Raw genomic sequence first — 12,293 nt, 5'->3', positions numbered from 1 at the left:
GTGGGGCTCACACCGCACCGAGGCAGGGGACGCGATGGCGGGGCGACGCCCTCGGCCTAGAATATGAGAAACCTGTCTCGATAATTGGGAGGGCGCGATGAGCGTGGCGGACGCCTTCGACGCGGTGGCGGGCAGCTACGACGCGGCACGCCGACGGTTGGTCCCCTGCTTCGACTCCTTCTACGGCACGGCGGTGCAGGTGGCCGCGCCCCCGCTGCGGGCCGCGCAGGCGGCCGGGCGTACCCCGGAGGTGCTGGACCTGGGCGCGGGCACCGGCCTGCTCTCGTTGCTGCTCGCCGCCGCGGTACCGGGGGTGCGGCTGACCCTGGTGGACGCCGCGCCGGCGATGCTCGCCCGCGCCGCCGACCAGCTGCACGTCCGGTCCGTGCCGCACCGGACGGTCCGGGCCGACCTGGCCGACCCGCTGCCGACAGGCCGGTACGACGCGGTGGTCAGCGCGCTGGCGATCCACCACCTGGCCGACACCGGCAAACGTGCCCTCTACCGGCGGGCCGCCGCCGCGCTGGTGCCCGGCGGGGTGTTCGTCAACGCCGAGCAGGTGGCCGGCCCGACCCCGACTCTGGACCGGCGCTACGACGAGGTGTGGACCGAGCGGATCACCGAGCTGGGCTCGCCCTCCGAGGAGATCGCCGCCGCCCGGGAGCGGATGCGGCACGACCGACCGGCGACCGTCGCCGACCAGTGCCGGTGGCTCACCGAGGCCGGCCTGGTCGATGTCGACTGCTACTTCAAGGAATGGCGCTTCGCGGTGTTCGGCGGTCGGGCGACCGGCGCCGGGCGCTGACGCGGTCCGACCAACGCCGGAATGTACGTTTCGACGCCAATGGTGACCTGCCCGGTCGCGAGGATGACTGACGGTCATACCGATGGGTAGTCTCACCGGCATGACTGCCAAGGTGACCCTGTCGTTCACAGACGAGACGATCGAGGAGGCCCGACGGTTCGCCAAGCGCGAGGGCCTGTCGCTCTCCGCGTGGATGGACCAGGCCGCCCGGGAGAAGGCGCTGCGTGAGGTCTTCACCGCACACGCCGCCGCGGTGAACCGCGCTGGCCTGGATCTGGAATCCGCCGCCCTCGCCGACGCGCGCGAGGTGGGCATGGTCGACGACCTGCTCTTCCGCGGCCGGCCGCGTGCTGCGTAGGGGTGAGGTCTGGCGCATCGAGGGCGCCCGGGAACGCCTCGGACTCGTGATCAGCTCGGACGTCTACAACTCCACCGACGTGCCCATCGTGATCGTCGTCGAGGTGGTCGAGGAGTCGCTGCTGCGGGACTCCCCGCTCGCCGTGTCGATGGGCCGGTACGTGGTGATGCCCGACCGGCTCTCCTCGCCGATGAAGAAGTGGTTCACCGAATGCGTGGATGTCGCCGACACCGACACCATGCTCCGGGTCGGCCGCGCGCTGCGCATCCTCCAGGAGCTCTGACCACCGCCGCTACCCGTCCGGCCGTCGCCGGGCGGGTCTCACCGTCGCCGCCGGCCTGCGGTGCGGCCCTCGTTTCCGCGCCGACCCGCGACGGGCACTGCCCGGTAACCCGGCGTTCCTAGCGTTCCCCCTGGTCACACCGACGAGGAGGAGCCGCAGTGAGCACGCTCACCAGCACAACCGCCCCACCCGCCGCCGCCGGGCGCCGGCACGAGCTCGCCGACTGGCGGCCCGAGGACCCCGACTTCTGGCGTACGACGGGCGCGCCGATCGCCCGGCGCAACCTCTGGGTCTCGATCTTCGCCGAGCACGTCGGCTTCTCGGTGTGGAGCCTCTGGTCGGTGACCGTGCTCTTCCTCGGCCCCGAGTACGGCATCGACCCGGCCGGCAAGTTCCTGCTCACCGCGGTGCCAGCCGCGCTGGGCGCGGTGCTGAGGCTGCCGTACACGCTGGCGGTGGCCCGCTTCGGCGGACGACGGTGGACCATCGTCAGCGCGCTGCTGCTGCTGGTGCCCGCCGTGCCGATGGCGGTGCTGCTGGAGCCGGGCGTCTCGTACCCGACCCTGATGGTGCTGGCCTGTCTGACCGGGGTCGGCGGCGGCAACTTCGCCTCCTCGATGGCGAACATCAACCTGTTCTATCCGCAGCGGCTCAAGGGCCGGGCCCTCGGGCTCAACGCCGGTGGCGGCAACCTGGGCGTACCCGCGGTGCAACTGGTCGGGCTGACGGTGCTGGCCACCGCCGGGGCCGCGTACCCCCGGCTGGTGCCGGCGGTCTACCTACCGCTGATCGTGCTGGCCGCGCTGGCGGCAGCCCGGTGGCTGGACACCGTCCCCGGGGCCCGGAACGAGCCCGGCGCGCTGCGCGAGGCGGCCCGCGACCCGCACACCTGGATCATGTCGGTGCTCTACGTCGGCACCTTCGGGTCGTTCATCGGGTTCGGCTTCGCCTTCGGCCAGGTGCTCCAGCTCCAGTTCGCCGAACGCTTCCCCACCCCGGTCGACGCCGCCGGGCTGACCTTCCTCGGCCCGTTGGTCGGCTCGCTGATCCGGCCGCTGGGCGGGCACCTCGCCGACCGGCTGGGCGGAGCCCGGGTGACCTTCTGGAACTTCGTGGCGATGGCGGCCGGCGCCGGAACCGTCCTGTACGCGGCCCGGGAGCGGTCGTTCGTGCTCTACCTGGTGGGTTTCCTCGCCCTGTTCGTCTTCTCCGGCGTCGGCAACGGCTCCACGTACAAGATGATCCCGGCGATCTTCCGGGCCCGGGCGGCGGGCGCGGTGGCCGACGGCCGGTGCGATCCGGTGGCCGCCGCCCGCTGGGCCCGCCGGATGACCGGCGCGCTGATCGGCATCGCGGGAGCCGTGGGCGCCTCCGGCGGACTGCTGGTCAACGTCGCGTTCCGCCAGTCGTTCCGCACCACCGGCACGGCCGACGCCGCCTACCTCGCGTTCATCACCTGGTACGCGTTCTGCGTCGCGGTGACCTGGCTCGTCTACCGTCGGCGGGGGGCGGCCCGACTGGCCGGCGTGTGAGCTGTGCCATGATGGGCCGTGTCGGCACGCGCGACCGTACCCCCGTTTTGACCTGCTGATGGGGCGCCGGGTATCGTTGCCTGCTGTTGTACGACATCCAGAGGCGTGCCCTATCAGGTACGCTTGGTCGTTCGTGCGCGCTGGTCCGGCCTGCAAGATCTGGTCACCTCGGCGCGCGACCCCAGACCGACGACGAGACAAGGTAGACCTGTGCGTACGTACAGCCCGAAGCCGGGTGAGATCGAGCGTCAGTGGCACGTCATCGACGCCTCTGATGTCGTGCTGGGCCGCCTGGCCACCCACGCCGCCACGTTGCTGCGTGGTAAGCACAAGCCGACTTTCGCGCCGCACGTCGACACGGGCGACTTTGTCGTCATCGTGAACGCGGGCAAGGTTGCGCTGACCGGCAACAAGCGCCAGACCAAGATCGCCTACCGCCACTCCGGTTACCCGGGTGGTCTGAAGCAGATCGGCTACGAGGAGCTGCTGACCAAGCGCCCCGAGCGGGCCATCGAGCTCGCCGTGAAGGGGATGCTCCCGCACAACAAGCTCGGCCGTCAGCTGATCAAGAAGCTGAAGGTCTACGCCGGTGCCGAGCACCCGCACCTCGCGCAGCAGCCGGTGCCGTTCGAGATCAAGCAGATCGCGCAGTGAGCGCGGGCGAAGGAAGCAGCATGACCGACATCACCGAGACCGAGGTTGCCCCGGAAGCCCCCGAGGCCACCGAGGCGCCGGCGCCCGTCGCCCGCGCGCCTCGTGGTGACCGGCCGATCCAGACCGTGGGCCGCCGCAAGGAGGCCATCGTCCGGGTCCGTATCGTCCCGGGCACCGGCAAGATCACCTGCAACGGCCAGGACCTCGAGGCCTACTTCCCGAGCAAGGTGCACCAGCAGCTCATCAAGGACCCGCTGGTCACCGCCGAGAAGCTCGAGCAGTTCGACGTCATCGCCAACCTGCGTGGCGGCGGCACCACCGGGCAGGCCGGTGCGCTCCGGCTGGGCATTGCCCGCGCGCTGATCATCAACGAGCCGGACGACCGCCCGGCCCTGAAGAAGGCCGGCTTCCTCACCCGGGACGCCCGGGTCAAGGAGAGCAAGAAGTACGGCCTCAAGAAGGCCCGTAAGGCTCCCCAGTACTCGAAGCGCTGATCTTCGCCAGCGCCTTGTACTTCTGACGGACGGCCGGTCCGCCTCCCCTCGAACGGGGAGGTGGGCCGGCCGTTCCGCTTTCTCCTCATTGGCAGTGCTCATCGGAGGTTGGCGGGTATGGGTCGGTTGTTCGGCACGGACGGCGTACGCGGGCGGGCAAACGCGGATCTCACCCCGGAGTTGGCGCTCGCGCTCGCGGTGGCCGCCGCGCACACTCTCGCCGAGACGGACCGCAGCCATCCGCCGCTCGCCGTGGTCGGCCGGGACACCCGGGCCAGCGGCGAGATGCTGGAAGCGGCCGTGGTGGCCGGGCTGACCAGCGCCGGCGCCAACGTGGTGCGGGTCGGCGTGCTGCCCACTCCGGCGGTCGCGTTCCTCACCGCGGAGGCCAAGGCCGACCTCGGGGTGATGCTCTCCGCGTCACACAACCCGATGCCGGACAACGGCATCAAGCTCTTCGCCGCCGGCGGGCACAAGCTGCCCGACGAGATCGAGATGCAGATCGAGGCGGCCGTCGAGACGAACGCCACCACCGCCTGGGACCGGCCGATCGGCGCCGGTGTCGGCCGGGTGCACGACCTGCTCGACGGCGCCGACCACTACGTCCAGCACCTGGTCGGCACCGTGCCGCACCGGCTCGACGGGATCAAGGTCGTGGTCGACTGCGCCAACGGCGCCGCCGCCGAGGTCGCCCCGGTCGCCTACCGGGAGGCCGGCGCGGAGGTCGTGGCGATCCACGCCGAGCCGGACGGGCTGAACATCAACGACGACTGCGGCTCGAACCACATCGAGGCGCTGCGAGAGGCCGTCGTCGAGCACGGCGCCCACCTGGGCATCGCCCACGACGGCGACGCCGACCGCTGCGTGGCGGTCACCGCCGACGGCGACGAGGTCGACGGCGACCAGGTGATGGCCATCCTCGCGCTCGCCATGCGGGACGCCGGCACGCTCACCCAGGACACCCTGGTGGCCACCGTGATGAGCAACCTCGGGCTGCGGCTGGCGATGTCCGCCGAGGGCATCCGGCTCATCGAGACGAAGGTCGGCGACCGGTACGTGCTGGAGGAGCTGCGCGCCTCCGGGCTGGCGCTCGGCGGTGAGCAGAGCGGCCACATCGTCATGCCCGCGCACGCCACCACCGGCGACGGAGTGCTCACCGGCCTGCACCTGATGGCCCGGATGGCGGACACCGGCCGATCCCTGGCCGAGTTGGCCTCGGTCGTCACCAAGCTGCCCCAGGTGCTGATCAACGTGCCGGTCGGCGACCGCACCGTCGGCGCCGCCGCGCCGGCCGTACGCGCCGAGGTCGAGCGGGCCGAGGCGGAGCTGGGCGAGACCGGTCGGGTGCTGCTGCGCCCGTCGGGCACCGAGCTGCTGGTCCGGGTGATGGTCGAGGCGGCCACCGAGCAGACCGCCCGCTCCGTCGCCGAGCGGATCGCGGAGCAGGTCCGCACCGCCAGCCCGGTCGGCTGAGGCCGCCACCCGGCGGCCTCACCACCGCAGTTGAGCCGCCCGCTCGTACGTGTCGGCGGGGTCCTCGCCGTCGGTGAGGTCGAGGTCCTCGACCATGCTGCCGTCACCGAGCCGGACCAACCGGTCGCAGCGGGCCGCGATCGACCGTTCGTGGGTGGCCAGCAGGATCGTCATGCCGTGCCGCTCCCGCAGGTCGAGCAGCAGGTCGAGGATCTGGGCGCTGGTGGTCGAGTCGAGGTTGCCGGTGGGCTCGTCGGCCAGCAGCAGCCCGGGCGCGCCCATCAGCGCCCGAGCGATGGCGACCCGCTGCTGCTCGCCACCGGACAGCTGCGCCGGCATCGCCCGCTCCCGTCCCGCGAGGCCGACCGCGTCGAGCAGCTCACGGGCCCGGGTCGCGTGGTCGGCCCGGCCGCGTTGCGGCAGCACCGGGGTGGTCACGTTGTCCAGCACGGTCAACGCGGGCAGCAGGCGGTAGCGCTGGAAGACGAACCCCACCCGCTGCCGGTACCGGGCCAGCGCGGTGCGGCGCAGCGCCGTGATCTCCACGTCGTCGACCGTGATGGTGCCGCTGTCGGCCTGCTCGATGGCGCCGATCAGGTGCAGCAGGGTCGACTTGCCGGAGCCGCTGGGACCGGTCAGTGCCACGACCGACCCGGCCGTGATCTCCAGCGAGACGTCGTCGACCGCGGTCAGCCGCTCGGCTCCGGTGCGGAACTGCCGGGTCAGCCCGAGGGTCCGGACCGTGCTGCCCGTCGTTGCCTCCATCGTCACTCCTCTGCGAGTAGCCGTGCGGTCGGGAGCCGGCGCAGCAACGCGGCCGGCACGAGCGCCGCGAGACAGGTGACCAGCACCCCGACGAGCGCCACCGCGGCGGCGACCAGGACCAGGGCGCTCGGCAGGCCACCGACCAACCAGGCGGCCCCGGCGAGCCCCAGCCCGGCGCCGGCCACCGCCCCGAGCGCGCCGATGAGGAGCCCTTCGTAGCCCACGAGGCGGCCCAGCGCGGCGTCCGTCCAGCCGACCGCGCGCAGGGTGGACAACTCCGCGGCGCGGTCCCGGACGTTCAGGTACAGCACGTCGGCGACGGCGCCCGCGCCGAGCAGGACGGTGACGACCGCGGCCAGGGTGTCCGCGCCCCGCACGTTCAGCGAGACGGTGTCACCGAGCAGGCTGCCGACGATCGCGCCGCGGAAGGCGTAGGCGGCGGCGCTGACCAGGGTGAGCGCGGCCAGCCCGATGGCCAGCGCGCCCGCCCCGAGCAGGGTGCGCCCGGGCGTGCGGACCACATTGGACAGCGCCAGCCCGAACAGGCCGCGGGGCCGACGTACCCAGCGGGCCGGGGCCACCAGCGGTCGCAGGGCGGCGGCCGGGTGGGCGCCCGCGGCCCGCAGCGCCGGGACCAGGCCCGCCACCAGCGCCAGCAGCAGAGCCACCGGTACGGCGAGCACCGCCTGACGCCAACCGATCCCGATGTCCAGCGCGGCGGCCAGGGGGAACGCCAACCCCAGGGCGAGCAGGCCGGCGGCCAGCCCCAGCGCGGCCACCTCGCCGAGGACCAGCGCCGCGATCCGACGGGCTGACCAGCCCAGGCAGGCGAGCACCGCCAGCTCGCGGCGCCGGTCCCGGACGGCGGCGGACACGGCGTTGCCGAGGAACAGCCCGCAGACCACCAGCACCAGCCCGAACAGCACGAGGCTCTTGCGGTCGACGGCCTTGGTGATGACCGACGCCACCCCGAGGGCGGACCACGGCTCGGTGAGCCGCAGCTCGGGCCGGCCGAACGAGCCCGCCGGCAGCTCCACGGTCTGCGGGGCGGGAGACGAGCCGAAGGTGAGATCGACGTCCAGCCCGGTCGTGTCGGCGATCCGCTCGGCGATGAGCCGGACCCGCTCGGCGGACCGGTCGGTGTAGCCGTCGACGCCGGCGACCCGGACCCGGATCGCGCTGATCGGCGCTGTTCGGGTGGGGGTGGCGTCGTCCGCCAGCAGCTTCGGCACCGCAGTCAGGCTGGTGAGCATCAGCGGCGGCGAGGAGAGGTAGCCCGCCGGGTTTCCGCTCGGCTCCAGCGGCCGACCGCCCAGCGCCTGGCGGCTGCGTTCGTCGGCGCCGTCGGTGCGTGGCGGCTCGTAGGTCTCCAGTGGCACCCGGGACAGGTCGCTGAACCCGCTCACCTTCTCCGGATCGAAGATGCCGACGGTCCGCCAGAGCCGGACCTGGAGGTGCGCGCCCGACGGCGGCTGAGGAAGCGCAGTCACCGGGCGGAAGCCGTTGTCGTCGGCCAGCCACGGACGGGAGCGGAAGTTGAGATCGTTCTCGCCGCCGTAGAGCGCGTGATCGAACGGTGGTCGCACGACAGCGCGGAGAGTGCCGTCGGGGAGCCGCTCGTACTCCGGTGCGCCCGCCTGAATGATCGTCTGTAAATCACCCGTGCAGCAGCCGGTCTTGGAGATCCCCTCGGCGAGCAGGTCGCGGTACCCGTCGGTCAGCGCGTACTCCTCGGTCCCGACCCCGAGCCCGGTGGCGCTGCCCAGCGTCCGCTCCAGCTCGTCGATCGGCAGCCCCGCGGGTCGCGCCTGCGGCAGCCGGGTGAGGGCGGACCGCACGGTGACGTCGAGGTAGGGACGGCTGGTGCTCAACACCGGGACCGACCGCTCGGTCACATTGGGCCCGGGAGAGGTCTCGGTGGCCGTGTCGTCGAGCCGGAGCGAGCGACCCTCGGTCACCGCGTCGTCCAGGCCGACGAGGCGCTGCTCCGCGTCGGGGTCGACCGCCGCCAGCAGGAACGGCACCGTCACCCGGTAGGTGACCACCAGTTGGTCGGTGACGACGCGTTCGGCGCGGCCGGGGAACCAGCGGTTCGCCTCGAAGCGCCCGTCGGGCAGGAGCCGGACGGTGTCGACGCTCCAGTCCTCCCGTTCGGAGGTCAGCCCACCGTTCGCCGTCCGCACGGTCAGGCGCGGGTCGCAGATCGGTTCGCTGCGTCCACCGGGGAACACCTCCCGTGGGACCTGCCCGCAATAGTCGTCGTACTTGTACGTCTTGCCGTCCGAGTACGGAGACGACGAATCGTTCACGTCGCCGCCCCACTCGGGGTAGAGCAGCGGGCGCTTGGTCACGTACACGTAGCGCGGGCTGCTGGGGGCGGTGGAGAGCCCTCGCTCGGCGGTGAAGGTGGGGTTGAGCCGGATGACCTGCTGCTCCAGCGAGGGGTCGACCGCGCTGGTCACGTCGAATCGGACCGGCACCGTCGAGGTCGAATAGCCCAGCATGGCGATCGGCGCGGCGACGTCGATGCCGGCGAGCCCCTTCACCTGCTCGTACTGCGCGGGGGTGATGCCGCCGAAGAGGCCGGAGAGGTAGTTTGGGCGGACCAGCCCGCGTTCGGCCTCGAGCGGTGTGCGCGCCCCCTTGGGCCGGACCAGGATGTCGTAGGCGGCTCGGGTGTTGCGCTCCACCGCGCCGGTGACGTCGAGGCGGGAGGTGGTGGTGGCGCCGGTCAGGACGACGAAGCCGGTGGTCGCCACCAGCACCCCCGCCAGCAGCGCCACCGACCGCCCAGCACGGCCGCGTAGCTGCCCCCAGATGAACCCCAGCATGTCGCGCCTCCCCGTGTGCCACCTCACACTCTGCGCGTTACATTGTCACAATGCAAGACCTGGTCCGGTCGGCCAGTGGAATCGGAGGAGACGGTGGCGATCCAGCACGCGGTCCTGGCACTGCTCGCACGCGGCCCGAGCTACGGCTACGAGCTGAAAGGCGCCTTCGAGGCCGCCACGGGTCCACAGTGGGGGCCGCTCAACATCGGCCACCTCTACCAGATCCTCGACCGGCTCTCCCGGGACAGCCTGGTGGTCGCCGAGCGGCAGGCCCAGCAGGTCAAACCCGACCGGGTGGTCTACCAGATCACTCCCGATGGCCGGGCCGAACTCGACCGATGGCTCAACGAGCCGAGCCCGCGCAGTGGCGGCTTCCGGGACGACTTCTTCCTCAAGGTCACCGCTGCCGCCCGATCGGGTTCCGCGCACACCGTCCGCACCGTGCTGAGCAACCAACGCGGGCACCTGCTCCGCGAGCTGCGCAACCTCGACGGGCTGCGCCGCAGGGCCGGCGACCCGGTGGTCGGGCTGCTGCTCGCCGCGGCGAGCCGGCACGTTGAGGCCGACCTCGCCTTCGTCGATGATGCCGAGGCGGTGCTGCTGGCCGACAGCGGCGCGCTGCTCGCCACCCTGGCGGTCACACCGTCGGAGATCACGGCGTCCGCCGTCGACGCCTCGCCGCCCCCGCAGGCGGACGACGCCGGACCGGCCCGCGCGGCCGGCTGACCCCACCGGTCAGTGCAGCCCGCGCAGCCGGGTGACCGCCTCGGTCAGCACCTCCGGGCGCTTGCAGAAGGCGAACCGGACCAGCCGCCGGCCGGCCTCCTGGTCGTCGTAGAAGACCTGGGTGGGCACGGCCACCACGCCGCAGCGCTCCGGCAGCGAACGGCAGAACTCCACCCCGTCCCGACCGCCGAGGGCGGTGACGTCCGCGGTGACGAAGTACGTGCCCTCCGGCACCAGCACCTCGAACCCGGCGTCGGTGAGGCCGCCGACGAGCTGGTCACGGCGCTGCTGGAGCCCGTCCCGGAAGCCGGTGTAGTAGTCGTCGGGCAGGGCCAGCGCCACGGCGACCGCGGGTTGCAGCGGGGCGGCGTTGACGAAGGTGAGGAACTGCTTCACCCGCAGCACCGCCGAGACGAGCGCCGCCGGACCACTCACCCACCCGACCTTCCAGCCGGTGCACGAGAACGTCTTGCCGGCCGAGGAGATGCGCAAAGTCCGCTCCCGCATCCCGGGCAGGCTGGCCAGCGGCACGTGCGGGCTCGACGCGTCGGTGAAGACCAGGTGCTCGTACACCTCGTCGGTGACCGCGTACGCGCCGTACTCCTGGCACAGCTCCGCGACCAGTGCCAGCTCGGCCCGGGTGAAGACCTTGCCGGTGGGGTTGTGCGGCGAGTTGAGCAGCACCAACCGGGTGCGTGGGCCGAACGCCGCGCGCAGCTCGGCCGGGTCGAAGGCGTACCGACCATCGGCCGCGGGGCGCAGGGTGACCGGCCGCCGGACCGCGCCGGCCAGCGCGATCGAGGCGGCGTACGAGTCGTAGTACGGCTCGAAGCAGACCACCTCGTCGCCCGGCTCGCACAAGGCGAGGATGCTGGCCGCGATCGCCTCGGTCGCGCCCGCGGTGATCACGATCTCGCCGTCCGGGTCGTACGCCAGGTTGTGGAACCGCCGCTGGTGGGCCGCGACCGCCGCGCGCAGGGCGGGGATCCCCGGCCCGGGCGGGTACTGGTTCTGCCCGCCGCGCAGCGCCTCGGCCGCGGCGGCCAGCATCTCCGGTGGGCCGTCGGTGTCCGGGAAGCCCTGGCCGAGGTTGACCGCCCCGGTCCGTACGGCGAGGGCGGACATCTCGGCGAAGATCGTCGTGCCGAACGGCCGCATCCGGGCCACCAGCGGGTCGACATCGGTGCTCGTCGTCACCTGCGCCAGCCTACGGGCACCCGCGGGCCGAACCCCAGCCTCAACAATCCGTTTCGAAACATGATCGACTCGAGATCGTTGATATCGGGGTGTCAGCGGCATCCCGATACCGCGGTATCGCTGATCCCGTGTCGATCAAGCGAGAGCCTCACTCCGCCGTGCAGGTGGTCCGCCAGTAACCGCGGGTCTTGTCGACGACCGGCTTGCCGGTGCCGGTGACCGTGACCGTGCAGTCGAGAGGTCCTTGATATTCGATGTCGGGCCAGGTGGCTTCCACCATCACCCGGCTCCGGCCGTTGGTTCGGATGGTGGTGCGCCACGGCAGCTTCACGTCGTCGACGTGGATGAGGTCGCTCTCGGCGTCGTAGTACGAGATGTCGGCCTCGCCCGCTCCGGTGACCTCGTAGACCACCGTCACCGGGGCCGGCCCGGAGGTGGGGCGTGTGATCGGCTTCTTGGTGGGGGTGGGCGCGACGGCCGTTGGTCCGGCGGTGGGCGGCTCGGCCGTGGGCGTGGTCCGGCCGTCGTCGGGAACGACGTACGGCTCTCCGGCGATCGGATCCGGGGTGGACGCTTCGAGCAGCAGGCCGGCCCCGCAGGCGCAGCCGCAGACGGCCAGCACCAGCGTCACGACGATCGCGATCACGATCCCGACGACCCGACCGGTGCCCGTGGAGGCGCTGCTGGCCGGTGGGTGCCCGGGGTGGGTGTAGGGCGGCGGATAGCCCGGCACCGGCCATCCCTGGGGTGTCGGCTGGCCGGCGCTCGGCGGCCAGTCCGCGGGCGGCTGCGGCGTGGACGTCCATGGCGGGGTGGGGGGTGCGGGCGTCCACGGCGCGGCGGACGGATCGGGCGTCCATGGCGGGGTGGGCGGGGGCGGTGCCCACGACGGGGTCGGTGAGGTTGGCGTCCACGGTGACGGTGGCGCCCATGGTTGCCCCGGAGCCAGTGGGTCCGGCGCTGGCAGCGGTGCCGACGGGGTCCACGAGTGCGGTGCGGTGGGGTCCGGTGGGAGGCCGCCACCCGGGGCGGCCGATGGTTCCGGTGCCGCCGAGCCGCCGGGAGACGGATCCGAGGGCGGCGTCGGGGACGGGTCGGGCGGGGGCGCGTCGGACATGGCTGCTCCGGGCGGGAGTGGGTATGGGTCGAGCGAGCCGCGGAGAGGACCCGCCGCA

At 72.6% G+C, this 12,293-nt stretch carries 12 protein-coding genes; 8 read left to right on the top strand and 4 right to left on the bottom strand.

Annotated elements, in window-relative coordinates:
- Nucleotides 1–97 precede the first annotated feature (97 nt).
- The 7 genes from ABZU69_RS14115 to glmM all read left to right on the top strand — a co-directional run bounded on the left by ABZU69_RS14115 (nucleotide 98) and on the right by glmM (nucleotide 5,599).
- Nucleotides 98–805: a methyltransferase domain-containing protein gene (locus ABZU69_RS14115; protein ID WP_354964759.1), complete on the top strand. Its 708-nt coding sequence runs from the start codon at nucleotides 98–100 to the stop codon at nucleotides 803–805.
- Between the two features lie 100 nt (nucleotides 806–905).
- Nucleotides 906–1,163, top strand: coding sequence for a DUF6364 family protein (locus ABZU69_RS14110; RefSeq protein ID WP_354964758.1), 258 nt, complete (start codon nucleotides 906–908; stop codon nucleotides 1,161–1,163).
- On the top strand, nucleotides 1,153–1,446 hold the full coding sequence (locus tag ABZU69_RS14105) for a hypothetical protein (RefSeq protein ID WP_354964757.1): 294 nt from the start codon (nucleotides 1,153–1,155) through the stop codon (nucleotides 1,444–1,446). Before ABZU69_RS14110 ends, ABZU69_RS14105 begins: the two co-directional genes overlap by 11 nt.
- Nucleotides 1,447–1,604: 158 nt before the next feature.
- Nucleotides 1,605–2,978 (top strand): nitrate/nitrite transporter, encoded by a 1,374-nt coding sequence (locus ABZU69_RS14100; RefSeq protein ID WP_354964756.1) that lies wholly within the window; start codon nucleotides 1,605–1,607, stop codon nucleotides 2,976–2,978.
- Nucleotides 2,979–3,188: 210 nt separating this feature from the next.
- Nucleotides 3,189–3,632 (top strand): 50S ribosomal protein L13, encoded by a 444-nt coding sequence (rplM, locus tag ABZU69_RS14095; RefSeq protein WP_074314528.1) that lies wholly within the window; start codon nucleotides 3,189–3,191, stop codon nucleotides 3,630–3,632.
- Nucleotides 3,633–3,652: 20 nt separating this feature from the next.
- Nucleotides 3,653–4,126 (top strand): 30S ribosomal protein S9, encoded by a 474-nt coding sequence (gene rpsI / locus ABZU69_RS14090; RefSeq protein ID WP_053653862.1) that lies wholly within the window; start codon nucleotides 3,653–3,655, stop codon nucleotides 4,124–4,126.
- Between the two features lie 117 nt (nucleotides 4,127–4,243).
- Entirely contained in the window at nucleotides 4,244–5,599 is a 1,356-nt protein-coding gene (gene glmM / locus ABZU69_RS14085) for a phosphoglucosamine mutase (protein WP_354964755.1), read from the top strand.
- 18 nt (nucleotides 5,600–5,617) lie between these two features.
- Here the strand turns inward: glmM and ABZU69_RS14080 are convergent, their stop codons facing one another.
- A complete protein-coding gene (locus ABZU69_RS14080) occupies nucleotides 5,618–6,364 on the bottom strand; it encodes an ABC transporter ATP-binding protein (RefSeq protein ID WP_354964754.1) in 747 nt (248 codons plus the stop codon).
- 2 nt (nucleotides 6,365–6,366) lie between these two features.
- Nucleotides 6,367–9,195, bottom strand: coding sequence for an FtsX-like permease family protein (locus ABZU69_RS14075; protein WP_354964753.1), 2,829 nt, complete (start codon nucleotides 9,193–9,195; stop codon nucleotides 6,367–6,369).
- Between the two features lie 75 nt (nucleotides 9,196–9,270).
- On the opposite strand from ABZU69_RS14075, the gene ABZU69_RS14070 reads away from it, so the two are divergent.
- Complete coding sequence (locus ABZU69_RS14070; protein ID WP_354964752.1) at nucleotides 9,271–9,921, top strand: PadR family transcriptional regulator; 651 nt, start codon at nucleotides 9,271–9,273, stop codon at nucleotides 9,919–9,921.
- A 9-nt stretch (nucleotides 9,922–9,930) separates the two neighbouring features.
- Here ABZU69_RS14070 and ABZU69_RS14065 read toward each other — a convergent pair whose 3' ends face one another.
- Together ABZU69_RS14065 and ABZU69_RS14060 are read right to left on the bottom strand one after the other, a co-directional pair.
- Complete coding sequence (locus ABZU69_RS14065; protein WP_354964751.1) at nucleotides 9,931–11,118, bottom strand: pyridoxal phosphate-dependent aminotransferase; 1,188 nt, start codon at nucleotides 11,116–11,118, stop codon at nucleotides 9,931–9,933.
- A gap of 148 nt (nucleotides 11,119–11,266) precedes the next feature.
- Entirely contained in the window at nucleotides 11,267–11,851 is a 585-nt protein-coding gene (locus tag ABZU69_RS14060; protein ID WP_354964750.1) for an MmpS family transport accessory protein, read from the bottom strand.
- Nucleotides 11,852–12,293 lie beyond the last annotated feature (442 nt).

The organism is Micromonospora sp. NPDC005206 (assembly GCF_040608175.1).
Classification (GTDB): Bacteria; Actinomycetota; Actinomycetes; order Mycobacteriales; family Micromonosporaceae; genus Micromonospora.
The sequence above is the reverse complement of the archived record's forward strand: the minus strand, read 5'-3'. Positions and strand labels throughout refer to the sequence as shown.